A 19,128-nucleotide genomic window follows, 5' to 3' on the forward strand; every position below is an offset into this window, starting at 1 on the left:
TCAATGTTATTATTTGATTTTAAGTAAAAATAGTAATAAAATAATTACTAAATTGATAAAGGACACGAAAAATAATGACTAATAAAGAATTAATAAACGAATACATGAATTTATTATTAAATATGTCAGGTACTTTCAAATTATTATCAGAGAAATCCACTGAATTTACACATTTAGAGCAACACATAGTTGAGTATATTGCCCAGCAAAAAGTCGCTGTAAATTTAAAAATGATTGCTAGTTATTTAAACATACCTAAACAACAATTAAGTGTAACCGTTCGTAATTTAGAGCAAAACGGATACATTGTAAAAAAACAAGATACAGTAGATAAACGAGCTGTTTTAATTTCCTTAACAGATAAAGCTGAAAAAGTACATTATGAAAGATGGAAACAAATTTATAATAATTTCACTAGTAATCTTGAAAAACTCAGTGAAGAAGATCAACGTGATTTAACTTATGGACTGTATAAATCAAATAAAATGCTATCAAAAATGCTAAATAACGACTAATCATATATATATGATATTTTTTTATTATTAAATGGAGGACGTTTCATGGTTAAAGAAATAGATTTACAATCAGTTCAAAGTACTATGCTTATTCCACTATGGGGACGAGCATATGGTAGTGAAAAAAACAAGGATATTTTAGATGATACGGAAGCTATTCGGATTATTAAAGAATGCGACTTTGATTTCTCTAAAATAGCAGATACATTTGGCGAATATGGATGTATCACTTACATTACCCGTGCAAGAAAAATAGACGATACTATTAAACAATTTATTAGAAAACATCCGAATGCTACTATAGTAAATATCGGTTCTGGACTAGACACTACTTTTTCAAGAATTGATAACGGTACTATACAGTGGTATAACCTTGATTTGCCTGATGCGATCGCTTTCCGCAAAACATTAATTGAAGATACACCACGAAATATAAGCATTGCCAAATCATTTTTTGACACTTCTTGGTTCAACGATATAAAATATGATCCAAAAGACGGTATTCTTTTTATATCAGCAGGTGTGTTTTATTACTTTAAAGAAGAAGAACTGAAGGAGATATTTGTCGCTATGGCAAAACGTTTTCCTGGAGGAGAGTTATATTTTGATGCCGAATCAAAGTTCGCACTGACACTTTCGAATGCTACTGTAAAAAAATCTGGTAATAACGGCGCTATGATGTATTTTTACGTAAATAATCCAAAGACAATAGAAAAGTGGTCTTCTAACATAAAAATATTAAGCTGCTCCCCTTTCTTTAAACATATACCTACAAATAAAGATTGGGATGGAAGTACACGAATTATGATGCGAATTGTAAATTTAATATAGATGTTGAAGTTCGTTCATATACGGTTTGAAAAATGATAAATCTATAGCTTATATATTAATCATATATAAAAGAAGACCTCGATTTTATTAAATTCATATAATAATCTATAGGATAGTTAGTCCATTATGAGGGCTAATTATCCTTTTTTATTTACATAATGAATGAAATAAGTAAACAATAAATATTTAGTTTAATCAGTATAATAAAGATATATAACTTGAAACGTTCGATTGGTTTTTGGGGGAGGGCATAGCCTCGGTGCGAAGGCAACACTCCGCTTTCGAGGACATGCTTCAGTTATAGTTTGTCACTATTTGAATTATAAATCAGTTATTTTATCTTTATCTGGATTCTTGCCCAAACTAATGACCTCTTCTCCTTTTCAATAGTTTCGAGTTAGGTCCGGGATTTCTAAAGGTCGCGTACGTTCCAAACAATCTCACCGCGCTCGTCCCACGTACTGTGATGCCTCTTAAATCCTATCTTTTCTAACACCCGGAAGGACGCAACATTCCAAGCGCCTACAGTCGACCAAAGTCTGTGGCGCCCCGTAGCAATCGCAGCGTCCAGCACAACAGATGCTGCCTCAGTCGCATAGCCTTTGCCATGAGCACTGCGGAACAACTCGTATGCGATCTCCGGCTCTTCCAGTGTGGAACGACCGATAATCAAGCCACAGTATCCGATGAAATCACCTTCGTCTCGTCGGCGAATAGTGAGAAGGGAAATGCCATTTTCGCCTGCTCTCTTACGCATCTCGATAAGCTTGCTACGAACGGCGTCAAGGGTTGGCATATCCACACCACGTTCGCCAATTAATTTTCTCATCCAGACTGAATCGGATTCCTCCCACATACTCAGATCAAGTCGTTCAGTTTTCAGCTGGAACTCCATAGCTTTAAATAAAGCTGTCATAGTGGAAACCTCCTAGTTATATCACTGCACTCATAATAGCTTCGCACTTCATCACCACATCAGGTTGGAAACCCGGCTATTTTCTAACTCTCACGAGAATTTATAGCAACAGTGTACAAAAATTAGTGTTATTTTATGCATAGGTAATTACCCTACAAAATAGACCTTTTCATCAAACTTTTTTCAAAACTAACTATAATATAAAGGCAAAAACATATTATACATATCAAATAGGTCCTTGCCTTTACTTTTATTGATTTCAACAACTATAAACTAAATTTAATTCGGACGAGGTCTTTTTTACTTATCTTTCAACTAAGCTATTTGCTAACTCACGTTTGTATCGAATAGATGTGAAACCTTCGCCTACAGGTAGCCCATAAGCTGGTCTTTCATCTTGGTATTTAAATCCAACTGCTTTATAAAATGGAATTCCCATATCATTATCTTTTGCAACTGAAACCCATTGTTCTTTTGCACCTCGTTCAATTTGATCATTTGCAATTATAGAAAGTAATTCTGTACCAATGCCTTCTCTTTTTCTATTTGGATTTAAATATATTACAAATAACTCTGCTGTCTCTTTGTCAGTGAAACCACCTCCACCAGCACCGAGTATTTCTCCATTATCACTTGCAACAAACCAACCATTCCACTCTTGGCTAATATTTAATATTTCATTTCTCACCCTGTCTTCATTGTAAAATTCCTTAATCGTACTTTCTATGTATTGCTGGGGCAACAAACCTGGATATGTATTTCTATAACCGTCTGAACACACTTTAATAATCCCTTGTATATCTTCCACTCTTGCTTTTCTATATTCAATCATATTGCATCCTCCCCAATTATAAATAAACAATTCATTTATTATATAATTCAATATTCAAACAATTAATCCTATCCGTGTTTTTATACTATATTCCTAAAAAACCTATAATCGTTTCACATACATTATCTGTTTCTTCGATATCTGGAAAATGTGCACTATTTTCAAATATAACAATATCAGATATTTCTAAATATCGTTCACCATCTTTTAACATATAATTAATCACTTTGCGTCTCTCCCTTATGTATAATACCCTTACTATTAGACTTTCATTTTTAACTAACTACTAAATGTATTTTATTCCACCACAAATCGAGATCACATTCACTTATATTTTTTCTTTACATACTTAACTCTCTCCTTTAAATTGATATTAATTTTTTTCCAGGTGAATAATCGCTACATTTCCCCATATAAATTCCAAACAAATATTACAACAAAAGCTGTACCCTTATACAAAAAAGGTACAGCTTTTTAACAACATACACTAAGAGATTTATTATCCTAACTAAATCACTTTCACATAACTTCAATAATACATTTGTTAACATGCATTTCAAATTCTTTCGATACATTGAATTCATGTTATTGTTTAATTTTTATAATCAAATAAAACATTTTTAACTACGCTACATTAACAGCTTTATTCTTCAAAACAAACTTTCCAAATAAGAAACGTACAAGAGGTCCCATTATTATTAATTGAAGTGGGTACGCCATAATGAAATTTTTAATGAAAATCGAGAAATAAATTGAAGCGAATGAGTCACCATGTAACCCATTATGTAAATACATCATAGCCATTCCGTAAAATGACATAAAGAATACCATTCCGATTACCATTGTTGTTGCCATCGCAATAATCATGTTTACTTTTTTTGATTTATCAAATGGTAATGCAAATACAATCTTTTTCGCTCACGGTCCAACGATACATATTTCAATTAATAGCGCAATAATAAATCCAATTATTAGTTCTAATGCGATCTCCTTAATATGAATTAGCCCTCCTGCTCCATTCATTAATAAATTGTAAAACGTCATAACGATAACCATCCCGAGGCACATCATCATACCAAATTGGAGGTTTTCCTTTCTTGTTGTTGGCAATTTTCATCATCCCTTCTCTTTGAGTCTTTGTCATTATATCGATATTGGAAACTCCTTCGTAAGTGAACATTTTTAAAGCGTTTACGTGCATTTCTTCCACTCTTCACTCCAATCCTCCCACTTTATAACTTTTTACTTACAAAGTTTTTATATATTTTGATGTTGAATTATTACATTTAATATTGAATTATATGATAATTACTACTAGGAGGATAACCATGAATAACGCAGAATTTTACGCATATCACATCGTTACAAGGAAAATAATGAGTATTGGACAAATCATTCACTTTGACAAAAATCAAACTAATACCCTCTATCACTTCTTTTTTGAAAGAGAACAATTAAATTCTAATGATGAAGACTCCATTCAAATTTTAAAAAGGCATTATATCAATGAAGAATTACATATAAATAATGAAAATGCTAAAGTAGTTCTGAATTATATAGATCAAACAATTAGAGCAGTTAGAGAAACGATTGTGGAAATGGTTAGGCTGCAAGAATTTCCTGAATACCCGTCAAGGTTGTCTTGCTTATATGCTGCCAAAAGCTATGAAGATGCTTTGAAATGGAAAGCTTTATTTGATTCTTATAATCGAGATGTTTTACAGATTGTTAAACTACGAGTGATCGGTAGTTCTTTTGAAGGTGACGGAAATATTTTACCGAAAGAAGATGGTATTCCTTTCGCTCAAAAAATGGAACAAGCTAGAGAGTATTGGAAAGGAAACGTTAGAAATGAACTTCCTGAGTTACTGATTAATGGGAGAATTGAAGTGGTGGAAATTATTGATGATTTTTCATCAATTAAAATTTAATTCCTGGTTAAATATTAAAGAATGGAGATTAAAATGATGAAAAAAGTGTACTTCAATCATGATGGTGGTGTAGATGATTTAATATCACTATTTTTACTACTGCAGATGGACAATGTGGAACTGACTGGAGTCTCTGTTATTCCAGCAGATTGCTATTTAGAACCAGCGATATCTGCAAGTCGTAAAATTATCGATCGCTTTGGAAAAGGTAATATTGAAGTAGCAGCGTCCAACTCTCGTGGGAAAAATCCATTTCCAAAAGACTGGCGGATGCATGCATTTTATGTAGATGCTTTACCAATTTTAAATGAGTCTGGGAAAGTTGTAACACCCGTAGCGGCCAAACATGCGCATCACCATTTAATAGAAACTCTTCTACAAACTGAGGAGAAAACAACTTTATTATTTACAGGTCCTCTTACCGATCTTGCCCGTGCACTATATGAAGCGCCTGTAATCAAAGAAAAAATTGAAAGCCTCGTTTGGATGGGCGGTACATTTCGTACTGCGGGCAACGTACATGAACCTGGGCATGATGGAACAGCCGAGTGGAATTCGTTTTGGGATCCCGAAGCAGTCGCTCATGTATGGGACACTAATATAAAAATTGATTTAGTAACACTAGAAAGTACAAACCAAGTTCCGCTAACTTTGGACGTACGTGAACGCTGGGCAAAAGACCGTAAATATATTGGTGTCGATTTCCTTGGTCAATGTTATGCAATGGTCCCCCCTCTCGTTTATTTTTCAACTAACTCTACCTACTATTTGTGGGATGTATTAACTGCTGCGTTTGTTGGGAAAGCTGATCTTGCAAAGGTACAAGCGATTAAAAGTATTGTTCATACATACGGACCTAGTCAAGGACGTACAGTGGCAACTGATGATGGGCGACCTGTAAATGTCGTTTATGATGTAAAACGTGATGTATTTTTCAACTATATAACTGAATTAGCAAAGAAAGCTTCTACTTGAAATTCTATCTATACGAAAAATAAATAAAGTCGTATAACTTCAGATGATGAGCCTGCAAAAAAAATTCAAATTGGTTGCGACTTAATATTTACTTATTAAAAGGAGTATTGAATTAACTTTCAATACTCTTTTTGTGCAATTATATTATATTTGATCAAAATAAGCGTTAATTTGATTAGAGTTGTATTTTACAGATTATTCATTTCATAACCATTTACAAAAAACGTTATTGTTTCTAATTCATCTTCATTTAATTCTCTATCTATGTCTCGTTTATACGATGCCTTTATATTCTCTTCATCGCCTTTATGAGTTTCCGTATAAGTTCCTACTGTTTTTAGCAAATGAATTTCTTGTAAAAACTCATCCCGATTTATAGCTGTCCCATGGGAAAGAATATAGGTCTCGGCATCAAATTTCTCTAACTCTTGTATCAGTTTAAACGTTCGTTTCGTCGTATAGTTCCGCTTTGCAGAAAAAATATCTGCATATATACAGTCTCCTAAAAACAAAATCTTTTCTTCTTTAATATAAATAACAACAGAGTCATGTGAATGATCTCCGCCCACATGTTTTAACACACATGTCACTTCACCAAGGTCTAATTCAAGTTGATTCTGAAAGGTTAAGGCCGGCGGAAGAATTTGAATATTTCTTGGTTTTTCACTGAACTCTTTTTTTATACAGTCCGCACAAAATTCAATTTCTGTACCTTCTTTCACTCGTGCGTCCAATGCCTCATCCGACCACTTATAAGAAACAAGTGTGTTCATCTCTTTTTTTGTTTCAAAATGTGCGATAGACAATGCGTTTTGTAATACAGGCAATCCAAAAATATGATCCCAGTGCCAATGCGTTAATGCTACAAAATCAGGATTTGAGATATTTTGCTCTTTTAGCATTTCTAAAAACAATTGTGTATGTGCTTCTGAATTACCTGCATCTATCATCAAAGTCTTTTCTTTTCCAACTACCATTCCTAAGATAGGTCTGTCAGTCTCGGAAACAGGTGTCATGTACCAAAATGCGTTTCCTATTTTTTTAATTTGCTGCATAACTATTGCCTCCATTTTATGAGTGTGTAACAATTTCCAGCCGAGAAAATTCTTTATTTTGTATTTTGATTACTAATAAATAACAATGTCAGAAAAAATCATTCTACATTTTTTATTATCTAGTGAAATACAAATACTAATTTTGACAAGGGAATCCTTTCTCAACATTTGTTACTTTTAATCTATTTTACGCTACGAATTTACATTTAAATTATATTACAATTTGTATAAATGAGATACATTTTACAATATCGAAGGAGTGTTGAACCATGAATGCAAAGGAATCAATCCTGCCCTATTTCGGTAATGTGTGAACAGATAAAAAGTTGATCAATCAATGAATTTAATGAGGAGGGCTACCATGTTATCAGCTGAATAAAAAGCAGCAACTATACAGTTGCTGCTTCTAACATTTCTTTTTGTATTTCAACACGCTTGATTTGGTGAGGGTCTTTAGAAAGAATTTTAAATGCATATCCTTCGCTATTTACTGTTTGCCCTTCCTGGATATCATAATTCTGCATCAGAATCCAACCACCAATCGTGTCAACATCACTATCATTCATATGTAATCCTAGTAAATCATTTAATTCGCTAATTAATACTTTACCTTCTACGACAACATGACCTTCATTCATTTGCTGGATGGGCGGACGCTCATCTTCATCATATTCATCACGGATTTCTCCTACAATCTCTTCCAGAATATCCTCAATGGTTACAATACCAGCCGTACCGCCGTATTCATCATATAACACAGCCAACGGAATACGTTTCTTTTGCATTTGTAGTAAAAGATTATGTATTGGTATGGTCTCAATTACTTCAATTACTGGACGCGTATACGATTGAATAGAACTGAATTCTTTTGTTTCCTTATTCATATAACGAATAAAGAAGTCTTTCACATTCACCATGCCAATGATTTCATCTTTATCTTCCCCAAATACTGGGTAACGTGTATACTTTTCATCACGGATTATTTTCATATGGTCTGCTAAAGAATTATCTACATGTAGCCCTATAATTTCTGTACGAGGGACCATGATTTCTTTCGCAATACGATTATCAAATTCAAAAATATTATTTACATATTTGTATTCAGCTTGATTAATTTCTCCACGTTCATAACTTTCAGAAAGAATCAATCGTAATTCTTCTTCTGTATGTGCTACATCATGCTCTGATGCAGGTTTTAAGCCGAACATTCCTGTTATCATCCTTGCAGAGCCATTTAACAAGCGAATAAACGGATACATGATTTTGTAGAACCAGATAAGCGGAGCCGAAAGTAATAAAGTAACCTTCTCAGCCTTTTGAATCGCGAATGTTTTTGGTGCTAATTCACCAACTACAACATGTAAGTACGTCATAATAGTAAAAGCAATTCCTAAAGATAATACACCTGCAATGGAAGGATTGATGTTCCACTTATCAAATAAAGGATGTAAAAGTCTCTCAATCGTTGGTTCACCTAGTGCCCCGAGTCCCATTGCTGTAACTGTAATCCCTAATTGACAAGCTGACAAATACTCATCCAAGTTTGATGTCACTTTCTTAGCTGCCAGCGCACCTTTCTTTCCTTCTAATACAAATTGATCAATCTTTGATCCTCTTACTTTTACAATAGCAAACTCAATTGCTACGAAAAATGCAGTACATGCGATTAAAACCACTACCATGATTAAATTAAATATGTCCAACTAATTCCCTTAGCTTCCTTGAAACTAAAGGATTCACCTCCTGATATATTTTCTCTTTCCAGACCTACTTCATACACATTGACATGAGATTGTATAAAATCTACATTCTCAAAATGATGAGGGGTACTCTGAGAAAATCGAGGTCATTTAGCCACCTATCCGAGTCAACATCTGAGTCCAATACATTTCCACCGCCTTGATTAAATTATCTATATGTTAGCATGAGAAATAAATCCCAGTCAACGTTTACATTTTGTATACCCTGAAATTCAAACAAAAAGCTTCTCTTTCCTGTTACATAAAACCTCTTAATGTGTGCATCAAACACTATAACATTTCCTTCGCTTCCACTAACTATATTATTTTTTTGTTCATTATTTACATTCCTTCTCACATTAAAAATAAAGCGAAGAAACATTTATCAATCTTTTTTTAAAATATTTTGACACACATATTAGTAATAACTAATACGATTGTTCAACTCAAATGATTTAGATGTGAAAGCGAAGTTCATACATGGCTTTGCCGATAAAATAATGTTACAAATGCTTCAATGTATCATAGGTGGGGAAAAACAGTTTCTTATTTAAATGTCATCCTCTTCTTGTTTTTCAAAATCACTCCATGTCCACTTGGTCCAATCATTATTTACTTTCCCTACAGTTATCAAATTCACATTATTTAATTCAATCGCTTTGGCTAAACTTTGAAAGAATATGCTCACACTCGGTTTTTGATCATCACTTATATCAGGATGTTCCCTTTCTTCTGTTTGATAAAATAGATTTGGTTTAAATTCTGCATTGGTTTCATCTAATATGTCCGAGGGATTTACCCAGAATTTCTCCTTATATTTAGAAGTTAAAAAACGAATAAGTTTGGTAGGATGAAATGAATCAGTTTCAATTCCTAAACGCTTATACTCTTCTACAGTTGGTGTTAAAGTGATACGTTCTCCTTTCAAAAGTAACTCCATATGAAAAGGATCTACAAGGAAATGATCTTCATCATCGTACCAATATTCTTCATTTACAAGCGTTAAGATTTCATCGAAACATGAAAAGAATCCTTGCTGTCTCATGCTATTACTATACACATAGAAGTTATTCGATATCTCAAGGTTTGCATCAACGCCCACAACCTCAAATACAATGAGCCACTTGTCTTCCTCTCGAAAAACAGATATTCTGGATTGTGCTAAGTCAAAATTATAGTTATCAAGTACTGGAAAATCAAACTCCTCCGCGTACCTATCTAGTGTTTCAAGTGTTTTTTCTGCTTTCATAACATTACTCTCCATAAAGTTAGTATAGTAAATTTTTATTACATTCGTTTTTCTTTATTTAACTCATAAACATTATCTAAATACCAGGACATTTTTTTATGTCTCTCTAAACTGGCAACCATCCAGTTTTATTTATTTGTATATTATATAAAACTCTAATGGCTCAGTAAACAACATTTGATTATGACCTTATCCTTCATTTTCTTTATAATTGTATTTTCACAATCCCCACCATAACACTCCACTGCAGCTCCTCTTATTCTTCCTTACAATTAAAACAAAGACACATAGTCTATTGTTAATGTGAAATACAGTTTGATCATTTTTTCTAATAACTTACTATATAACAATCCTACTGCAACTCATTCCCCTCCCAATCATTGTATATATGTAACAATTCAAACCCATTCGCTACAAGTAATCTTTCTAATTCTTGCGGATACGTATACCGAAGATCTATTGTTGTTTTCAGTTCCTCTACTAGCGTATCCTCCTCATAAAACCTTCTTGTTGTTATGTAGTGCTGTATTTGTTGAATTGAATCATAATTCATCTCAGTATATAAATCACATCTTCTTCCCTTTTCATCTGTAATAGTTGTCCAATATTCTTCTGTAGGTGGTTGTATTAATTCTTCCTTTGACGGAAAACGTGTATCAAATATGAATATACCATTATCAGTTATTACATTATGAATCGATGCTAATAATTGATTTTGATGTGTATTAGTAAGAAAATGTTGGAATCCATGTCCTACCATAAATGCTAACGGAATTGTTTCTTCGATGCTCAATTGCAAGCAGTCTTGCTGTAACCACTTTATATTCTTTAAACTCGCAGATTTACTCTTCGCTTCAGCAAGCATTCCTTCATGTATATCTATACTAATCATTTGATACCCTTTTTCGATAAAAGGAATAGTGACTCTCCCTGTTCCACATGCAATATCTAAAATCCATTCATTTTGTATATTTAATTTTTGCGCCCATGATAGTAAAAACGGAAAATCTGAAAAACTTTTATTTTCTATATCATATCGTTTTGGATTTTCATATTCAGATAAGTTCCATTTTGTTTGCACTTACATTCCCCATTTCATTTTAATATATAATTTATAATGAATTTACAGTTTTTTCTCTATAATTAGTCATAATAATTTGGACTAATCTCCCTCCCCCATTAGTAAGCTGAAAACAAGGGGATAGAATTGGAGTGTGATGATATGGAACGTTTATGGATTCCTATAATCGTTACGTTTTTTTCGTTCGGTGGATTACTATTAGGAGGTGCTGTTGGAGTAGCAACACGCCAACTAATTGAAGAAAAGATGCATCGCTTATACGCATTATGTGGTGGGATTTTGCTTGGGCTTTTATCACTTGAAATTATTCCTGAAACATTTTCAAGCTATGAAATAATTGGGCCTATGCTCGGTATAGCTATCGGTATTTTAGTTATGAGTTTATTAGATAACTATTGTCATCATCCGATTATACATAAGAAAGATCAACAAGCATGGCAAACCTTCCTTTTTCTTTCTTTCGCTATATTCATTCATAATATGCCGAGTGGATTTGCGTTAGGAACAGCGTTTATAAATCATAATGACTCTGCCATTCCTTTCTTACTTGCGATTGTCATTCACCATATTCCAGAAGGGTTAGCTTTAATTATTCCATTTCTTTTTACAAAACATAAATATATTTCATTTTTATTAACAACTTTATTACTTTCTCTTATCCTAGGTACCGGTACTGTTTTTGGCATTATGATGGACGGGAAAGCGCTCCATTTACAAGGACTTATTATGGGAAGCGCAATTGGTTCTCTTGGCTATGTCACAATTCACGAAATGCTTTGGAAAGCAAAAAAACAGCTACCTTTCCTTCCGTTTCTATCGTGGTCTATTAGTGGGTTTTTACTAATAATAGTCTTCACTCTTTTCACTGGCCATCATTAAAATAAATAAGTTATATCCTTTGTATATTTTTCCTTTTTCTCCAAAACATAATAGTATCTACCTATTAATAAGGAGGAACGATTATGTTTGGGAAAACAGCCGGTGAAGCATTAGTGGATCTTTTAATTGACTGGGGTGTAGAACACATATATGGTATGCCTGGAGATTCCATCAATTCTATAATTGAAGCTTTAAGGAAAAAACAAGATAAAATTAAATTTATTCAAGTTCGCCATGAAGAAGCTGGCGCATTAGCAGCGGCAGCATATGCGAAATTAACAGGAAAACTTGGTGTTTGTATGGCTATTGCAGGACCTGGAGCGATTCATTTATTAAATGGTTTATACGATGCAAAACTCGATCAAGCTCCTGTACTAGCAATTTCAGGACAAGTAGAAAGCGATTTACTCGGAACGGATTTTTTCCAAGAAGTAAACTTAGAAAGAATGTTTGATGACGTTGCGGTTTATAACCAACGAATAATGTCAGCTGAACAGTTACCTGCTGTAGTGAATCAAGCGATTCGAATGGCATATACAAAAAAAGGTGTCTCTGTTCTTACAATTCCAGATGATGTTCCAAAATTTGAAGTGAAAAATGGTGCGCGCATTACAAACTCTTCCTTTACATTACCAGAAATATTTCCGCAAGAAGAAGATTTAGCTGTAGCGAAACTCGCACTTGATGAAGCGAAAAAACCTGTTATTTTAGCCGGAAAAGGAGCTAAACATGCGAGAGATTCTTTACTTGCATTTGCAGAACATATCGGTGCTCCAATCGTACTTACATTACCAGCTAAAGGGATTGTTCCTGATGAACACCCTCTTTGTATCGGTGGATTAGGATTAATCGGGACGAAACCTTCATATGAAGCAATGAAGCATGCAGATACTTTAATTATGGTTGGTACTTCTTATCCGTTCACTGGTTTCTTGCCCGAAAAAGCAAAAACACTTCATATTGATACAGACCCTGCACAAATCGGGAAACGTTATACGACAGATATCGGCTTAGCTGGTGATGCTGATAAAACATTAAAATGGTTAATTGAAAATGTAGAAAAACACGAGGATCATTCCTTCTTAGAGCATCATCAAGAAATGATGAAAAAGTGGGAAGAAAAATTACATACTCAAGAAGAAGATTCTTCTACTCCAATTAAACCACAACGAGTTATGCATGCACTGCAGAAAGTAGCAGAAGATGACGCAATTCTTTCAGTCGATGTCGGAAATGTAACAGTATGGACTGCAAGGCACTTCCGTATGACAAACCAGAAATTTATCATTTCTAGTTGGCTTGCAACACTTGGCTGTGGTTTACCTGGTGCACTTGCTGGACAAATTGCTTTCCCGGATAAACAAGTGTTTGCAGTTTGTGGTGACGGCGGATTTGGAATGACAATGAATGATTTCGTAACAGCTGTTAAATATAAACTGCCAATCGTTGTTGTTGTATTAAACAATAATAAAATTGCTATGATTAAATTTGAACAAGAAGTTATGGGAAATATTGAATTTGGTACAGACTTAACGAATCCTGATTTCGCAAAATATGCCGAGGCATGCGGTGGTATTGGATACCGTGTAGAACAGTTAGATGACTTACTTCCCGCCTTTGAAAATGCAGTAAAACAAAGTAAACCATGCATTATTGATGTAGTTGTAGATGTAAATGAAGCACCAATGCCAGCAAAAATCACATTTGGTCAAGCAGCCGGTTATACGAAACATATGATAAAAGAATTATTTGAAGAAGGTAAGATTGATTTACCACCACTTTAAAGAAAAAAAGATAGCTGAAAACAATTTGTCTTCAGCTATCTTTCTTTCTTTATTTTTGTACCTCTCTATGAAATGAAAAATCATTCACGGTAGGCTGTATTTGTTTCTCTACTTTCACCTCTTCATTCTTCTGTTTCGCTCTTCTAACATTTCCTAGTTTAATTGCATCTTGCATACTATTGCTAATTAGATTCCCTGACAAGATTGTCATACTATAGAAAGCGATTGGTATAAGTACAATCCATGAATGAGTAGTTAAGTGACGGAAGTTTTGACCAATTAGGCCAGTCCATTCCTTTGTTACACTATCTGCATCTATAGCGCCAAAAATTATTGTTCCGCCAAAAAATAATTCCAACAAACCAAGATGCAAGAGGAGTAATAAAGTACTTACAAATTGCTGGGCTACTAATAAAAGAAATGATGGTAACATATGCGGCCATACATGGCGTTTCAACCTCTGCCACTTACTTCCGCCGAGCACAGTGGCCGCCAACATAAATTCTTCATTCTTAATACGTTTTACTTCTTGCGCCACATACAACATAACAGTCGGTACAGCAAGGCACGCAAGAACTATAATTTGAAACGCAACCCGTAAATGAAACGGAGCAGCCTCCTCTCCACTTTCGAACGTTAAAACTGCATTTAACATAAAATAGGAAATCATAATCATTGGTACAATACTAAACGGATCAAAAAAAGATGAGATAACTGGAAATGAGCGTTTACTGTACATACCAAGTAATAAACCAATAGCTCCTCCAATTACTACACGTAAAACTGCGATAACGATACTTGCACCAACTGTCCATTTCGCTCCTTCTATTATTAACTGGAACAGGTCACGGCCTTTCTCATCAGTTCCGAACCAAAATTTACTCGACGGTGAAAACGGAGCAGCCTCTAATTCTCCTTTTTCGTTATACATCATCGTTAGTTCACGAATATTCCCATCGAAAAACAGCGTATTTCCAATACTAACAATCATTAGTACACTCAAAAAAGTAACACCTAGCCAAAATCTCACATCTCTTTTTACAACTTGCCACATGTTACACACGCTCCTTTATAACATTTTGTAAAAGCGTATGTAATAAACGAAATAGTATAAAAAGCGGTACGTATAATAAAACTAAACTCACTGTGAATATTTCTAATTTCGAATTTTCTTTCACGAAAACGAACATACCGTACGTATTAAACAGCCATTCAATAATATATAAGTTTGATAACATAAATAAAATATTCGTTTTTGCGTAATAGACTGTTGTTAACAAGACATTTCTTGAAATATGGTGCATCAAAATATGTCTTAAACTTAGCCCTTTACTCTTAGCAAATATACTATAATCTTTCTCTAATTCTTCTCTGAAACGTAATAGTAGTAACTTAATAAATAATAATGTTGTAGGTAAAGTAAGGCATATTATTGGTAACAGGCGAGCCCTTTCCTCTCCAAGTCCTGCAAATTTCACTGGCATAAAACCTGTCTTTTGAAAGATTATTACTACTAGAAGTTGAGATAATAAAATTAATAAAATGTCCGGAATACTTTCAAGTGCGACGAAAATCCCATTCCACATACGTTGCTTTGATTGAGAGCGCTGTAATACCCACACAACGATAAGATACGCAATGAGTAAAGATAGTATAAATGCCGAAATAAATACAAACATTGTCTCTACATAATGAATCCATATTTGTGGAAATAACTTTCTTGAATTCCGAAATCCATACGTAATTTCACCTGGTTGAAGTAACTTCTCTCCAAGAAACACAACTGTGTTCCAAAAACCGATTAGATCAATTTGTAATCCCTTAAATAAACGCGGTAGTGCCCCTAAAAATAGAATACAAATAAGCGCCGCAAATAATTGTAAACATGTAACCCCACACCACTTACCAATTCGAATGAACATAACTATTACCCCTTCTGTTTAAATGAATATTCAGAAATTAAAACTATGTATAGTACCTATACCTTTTAATAAAATAACTCCTCTCTCGACAAAACATATCGATTCTCGTCATTTCTCTGAAGTTGTATTATATCTTTCGACTATTATCCAACATTTTCCTTCTCGCTCGATTATATACTATAAAAAAGCACTTATTTTTAAAATAAGTGCTTTTTTATTTAATTTCATTTTACGAATGTATCACACAACCACTCATAAAACTTTTCCTTCTCTTCAAATTGAGGGTAATGTGCTGAGTTTTCAAAAGCTATAAATTCTTTTTGATTCGCCTCAATTCTATCAAAATACTGTTTTGCTGCATGAAATGAAGTATTATAGTCATATTTACCCATAAGAAAATAAAGCGGTAGATTCAGCTTAGTTATTTTAGTAGATAATGGATTCTTTAAATCCTTTTCTAATAAGACAGTTTGAGAATGTGATAATCCAACGTTATAACGAATTACGTCTAACAAGTTATATTCATTACTAAATAGCATCCTCATGTTATCACCATCTGGATTTTCAATGAGTCTTGATGTTCCACCATATTTCGCAACATAATTTCGCGGAGTGTATGTATCGCCATTTTTAATTTTTTCGGTTAATCCTTTTAAATAGGAAACCTCATCTGTATTCCCCGCATTTTTTGCCTGTTCAATAACATAGTTTAAGCTATCCATTTCACTTTCTACTGTATCACTCATCTGCCCTATTCCAACATATGCATCATATTTTTCAGGGGCTTTATTGGCAGCTTGCATTCCAATATATGTACCGTAAGAATGACCAACCAATATTACTTTTTCTTTGCCAAGACGTTTTGAAATATAATCTGTCATAGCTAATAAATCTTCTACAAGTAGGTCTGATGATAGATTCGAATAGTCTTCAAAGAAATGATACGATTTCCCGCTTGCCCTTTGATCGTAATTAACAACTGTGAATTTCTCTTCCAATAAGTCTTGATATTTTTGAGCATATGGTATTTCTGAAGAACCTGGTCCACCATGGATAAAGAGAATAACTGGATTCTTCTTATCTTTTCCGCGTATCATAATTTCATGACCGCTTCCATTTATCTCTACTTGCTCTAATGTACTTATACTGTTTTTCCCCTTTATTTGCGAGGTCCATGTAGGAAATACTAACGCCATAATTATTAATAGTATAATAGTGACTGCAATACGTTTTACTAATTTTTTTATCTTCTTCATAAGACGTTTCCTTTCTTATAAATTTGTAAAAATAACAATTTAGTTCTGTAAAACTACCTCAAAAAAATATGAATGTACAACAATTGCACTTTCCAATTTCATCTCAATCTTTTTTACATTATTAATATCCCATATACTTCTTAACTTTCCGCTATATAAACTCTTAATATTTTCTTAATTTTCAATACATTATTCGTAGAAAGACTTGATCACAATGTATTACAAATATAGAAAAGAGTCCTTGTTGTCAAAACAAGGACTCTTTTCTCAAACTATTTCGCTACTTCCTCTTTCGGCATTACCATACCTTTATACAATTGAACTGTAATCCAGTAATAAATGAAATAAATTACTAAGAAGATTCCTATTGGCATCCACACTTTTACAAACGGGTCAACTAATATGAAGCTGAATAAGTTAAGCCCTACTAAAACGTGGGAAATTCCAATAATTGCTGGAAAGATAAATAAATATGAGATTTCTTTATATATACTTTTTGTCAGCATACTACGTCTCACACCGATTTTTCGTAACATTTCATAACGGCGTATATCACGAGAAGCGCCCGTTAATATTTTGAACATAAGGGAACTTGCCATCATTGCTAAAAAGGCAATTCCAAGGAAAAATCCCATAAACATTGTCCCACTCATGAAACTGTTCATAAACTGATAAGTTGTCATTTTCGTAAATAAGTCTACTTTTGCACCTGTTGTTTTTTCAATTTGTTCTTTTTGTCTCTTGTCTATTTCGATCAATAACGGTTTATATTTTTTCATATCATCTACTTTTGCTAATGTCACAGTGTGTTCTGTTCCTTGAATTCCTTTATAATGCTCTTCATCAGCAATTCTTACAGGTTTTCCGTTAAATTGATTATGTGTAATTTGTATTTCTCTTACAACCGCATCTTCCCAATCTTTTGGCATACGAGGAAGCTTATTCGCTACTTCGGGAGCTTCCAAAGCAGAATAGACAGGTTCAGTTAAAGGTTCAGCTACACGTTTACGAGCAGGTTCTTTTAAAGTTTTTGTATCAAAATGATCAGAAATGAGTGGCGGTTTCGCAGTTAAATCGTTACGTAAGTAATAAACTGCTTCTCCATCTACTTTATACTTATACTTGCTTTCTTCAACAACTTCCATTTCTTTTAATGCCGCTTCATCTTTTTCATTTGGATCATGTATTACGACATCATATACACGTGAGAAATCTGTCATAATGCCTACATTCTTTTGAAACGCCATACCTGCTGTCATGGCACCTGCACCTAATGCAATTAACATCGCTACAGTTCCTAGTACTCTCGATAAACTAGTTACTCGAAAACGTAATTGTGCATAAGTAAAACTATTTAATCCCGTTTCATTTCGTTTTTTATTCCCCTTAATTTTCATTACAAAAAGTGGGAGTAACGAGCTAAAAATGAAATACGTTCCTAAAGTCGTAACAATTGTCGCTATTATAAACCCTAATTCAGCAAACATTTTTATATTTACCATAAAATAGTATCCTGTACTTACTAGCAATACACCTAGTACTGTCATAATAACTGTGCGAGTCTTACTTTTCTTCACCTCATCTTGCGTTTCGTCTTCACGTATTAACTCTAATTCTGTTTTACGTAATAAGCGGAAACTATTCATTAAACCAGTAATGAAAAATAATATTAAGAAGAAAATAGATGTAACTAATATAGCTGGTGTGTACACAGATGCGTAATTACCTTTTGCTGAAATTTCCATTCCATTCATTAAAAAATTCCCTGCTACACTAGCAAGTACTATTCCTACTAAAATACCGATAATAATACTAACAATACCCATACCAAAAGTCTCAATAAATAATAATTGCGCTACTTTTTTCTTTTTCGCTCCAAGCATCATGTACATACCGAGTTCTTTTCTTCTTAATGTAAGTAAAAAAGAATTGGCATATATGATGTAAAAAACTGTAATAAAAGAAAGTAATATTGCACCAACCCAGAAGACGAGCCTAATACTACTTATAAGACTATTGTCCTTTGTGAATTCACTATTCATCGCCATCGTTTGAAACATGTAAAAAATACTAATACTAATAACTAGACCAATAAGTAAAACCATATAATCCTTTAACATTTTTTTCATACTATGACGTGATAATTTGAATAACATAGTCTCG

General features: G+C 33.5%; 17 protein-coding genes and 2 pseudogenes. 7 read left to right on the forward strand and 12 right to left on the reverse strand.

The annotated features are described in order from the left end of the window. The first annotated feature begins 74 nt into the window (after positions 1-74). Positions 75-515 carry a MarR family winged helix-turn-helix transcriptional regulator gene (locus B5P42_RS14240; protein ID WP_107887507.1) on the forward strand — a complete coding sequence of 147 codons (441 nt, stop codon included), beginning with the start codon at positions 75-77 and terminating at the stop codon, positions 513-515. A gap of 45 nt (positions 516-560) precedes the next feature. Further along, the gene (locus B5P42_RS14245) at positions 561-1,346 is read left to right on the forward strand and encodes a class I SAM-dependent methyltransferase (protein WP_113734477.1); all 786 of its coding nucleotides are present in this window, start codon (positions 561-563) and stop codon (positions 1,344-1,346) included. Between the two features lie 412 nt (positions 1,347-1,758). On the opposite strand, the gene B5P42_RS14250 is transcribed toward B5P42_RS14245, so the two are convergent. The 4 genes and pseudogenes from B5P42_RS14250 to B5P42_RS14265 all read right to left on the reverse strand — a co-directional run bounded on the left by B5P42_RS14250 (position 1,759) and on the right by B5P42_RS14265 (position 4,204). After that, positions 1,759-2,262, reverse strand: a complete 504-nt coding sequence (locus B5P42_RS14250; protein ID WP_044439691.1) for a GNAT family N-acetyltransferase — start codon at positions 2,260-2,262, stop codon at positions 1,759-1,761. Positions 2,263-2,566: 304 nt separating this feature from the next. Then, positions 2,567-3,094 carry a GNAT family N-acetyltransferase gene (locus tag B5P42_RS14255; RefSeq protein WP_113734478.1) on the reverse strand — a complete coding sequence of 176 codons (528 nt, stop codon included), beginning with the start codon at positions 3,092-3,094 and terminating at the stop codon, positions 2,567-2,569. Between the two features lie 85 nt (positions 3,095-3,179). Then, on the reverse strand, positions 3,180-3,320 hold the full coding sequence (locus B5P42_RS14260; protein WP_113734479.1) for a proline iminopeptidase: 141 nt from the start codon (positions 3,318-3,320) through the stop codon (positions 3,180-3,182). Positions 3,321-3,718: 398 nt separating this feature from the next. After that, positions 3,719-4,204: pseudogene (locus tag B5P42_RS14265) on the reverse strand (DUF2798 domain-containing protein). Between the two features lie 218 nt (positions 4,205-4,422). Between B5P42_RS14265 and B5P42_RS14270 the strand changes: the two are divergent. Together B5P42_RS14270 and B5P42_RS14275 are read left to right on the forward strand one after the other, a co-directional pair. Beyond that, positions 4,423-5,025, forward strand: coding sequence for a DUF2441 domain-containing protein (locus B5P42_RS14270; protein ID WP_113734480.1), 603 nt, complete (start codon positions 4,423-4,425; stop codon positions 5,023-5,025). Positions 5,026-5,058: 33 nt separating this feature from the next. Next, positions 5,059-6,000: a nucleoside hydrolase gene (locus B5P42_RS14275; protein ID WP_113734481.1), complete on the forward strand. Its 942-nt coding sequence runs from the start codon at positions 5,059-5,061 to the stop codon at positions 5,998-6,000. Positions 6,001-6,188: 188 nt separating this feature from the next. On the opposite strand, the gene B5P42_RS14280 is transcribed toward B5P42_RS14275, so the two are convergent. Continuing rightward, positions 6,189-7,055, reverse strand: a complete 867-nt coding sequence (locus B5P42_RS14280) for an MBL fold metallo-hydrolase (protein ID WP_113734482.1) — start codon at positions 7,053-7,055, stop codon at positions 6,189-6,191. Positions 7,056-7,444: 389 nt separating this feature from the next. Further along, entirely contained in the window at positions 7,445-8,758 is a 1,314-nt protein-coding gene (locus tag B5P42_RS14285) for a hemolysin family protein (RefSeq protein ID WP_113734483.1), read from the reverse strand. Positions 8,759-9,231: 473 nt separating this feature from the next. Between B5P42_RS14285 and B5P42_RS33395 the strand changes: the two are divergent. Continuing rightward, positions 9,232-9,333 (forward strand): annotated as a pseudogene (locus tag B5P42_RS33395) (ArsR/SmtB family transcription factor); the annotation flags it as partial. Positions 9,334-9,344: 11 nt separating this feature from the next. On the opposite strand, the gene B5P42_RS32675 reads toward B5P42_RS33395, so the two are convergent. Together B5P42_RS32675 and B5P42_RS14305 are read right to left on the reverse strand one after the other, a co-directional pair. Next, entirely contained in the window at positions 9,345-10,043 is a 699-nt protein-coding gene (locus B5P42_RS32675; RefSeq protein ID WP_258397499.1) for a DUF7003 family protein, read from the reverse strand. Positions 10,044-10,395: 352 nt separating this feature from the next. After that, positions 10,396-11,124 carry a class I SAM-dependent methyltransferase gene (locus tag B5P42_RS14305; protein ID WP_113734484.1) on the reverse strand — a complete coding sequence of 243 codons (729 nt, stop codon included), beginning with the start codon at positions 11,122-11,124 and terminating at the stop codon, positions 10,396-10,398. A gap of 141 nt (positions 11,125-11,265) precedes the next feature. On the opposite strand from B5P42_RS14305, the gene B5P42_RS14310 reads away from it, so the two are divergent. Further along, positions 11,266-12,003, forward strand: a complete 738-nt coding sequence (locus B5P42_RS14310; protein ID WP_113734679.1) for a ZIP family metal transporter — start codon at positions 11,266-11,268, stop codon at positions 12,001-12,003. 83 nt (positions 12,004-12,086) lie between these two features. Next, a complete protein-coding gene (locus B5P42_RS14315; protein ID WP_113734485.1) occupies positions 12,087-13,787 on the forward strand; it encodes a pyruvate oxidase in 1,701 nt (566 codons plus the stop codon). Between the two features lie 49 nt (positions 13,788-13,836). Here B5P42_RS14315 and B5P42_RS14320 read toward each other — a convergent pair whose 3' ends face one another. The 4 genes from B5P42_RS14320 to B5P42_RS14335 all read right to left on the reverse strand — a co-directional run bounded on the left by B5P42_RS14320 (position 13,837) and on the right by B5P42_RS14335 (position 19,121). Beyond that, positions 13,837-14,841 (reverse strand): ABC transporter permease, encoded by a 1,005-nt coding sequence (locus B5P42_RS14320; RefSeq protein ID WP_113734486.1) that lies wholly within the window; start codon positions 14,839-14,841, stop codon positions 13,837-13,839. Between the two features lies 1 nt (position 14,842). Next, positions 14,843-15,709, reverse strand: a complete 867-nt coding sequence (locus B5P42_RS14325) for an ABC transporter permease subunit (RefSeq protein WP_002185902.1) — start codon at positions 15,707-15,709, stop codon at positions 14,843-14,845. Between the two features lie 224 nt (positions 15,710-15,933). Then, positions 15,934-16,965: an alpha/beta fold hydrolase gene (locus B5P42_RS14330; RefSeq protein WP_113734487.1), complete on the reverse strand. Its 1,032-nt coding sequence runs from the start codon at positions 16,963-16,965 to the stop codon at positions 15,934-15,936. A gap of 272 nt (positions 16,966-17,237) precedes the next feature. Next, positions 17,238-19,121 (reverse strand): FtsX-like permease family protein, encoded by a 1,884-nt coding sequence (locus B5P42_RS14335; protein ID WP_113734488.1) that lies wholly within the window; start codon positions 19,119-19,121, stop codon positions 17,238-17,240. Positions 19,122-19,128 lie beyond the last annotated feature (7 nt).

Origin of the sequence: Bacillus sp. SRB_331, assembly GCF_003264175.1 — a bacterium.
Lineage (GTDB): Bacteria > Bacillota > Bacilli > Bacillales > Bacillaceae_G > Bacillus_A > Bacillus_A mycoides.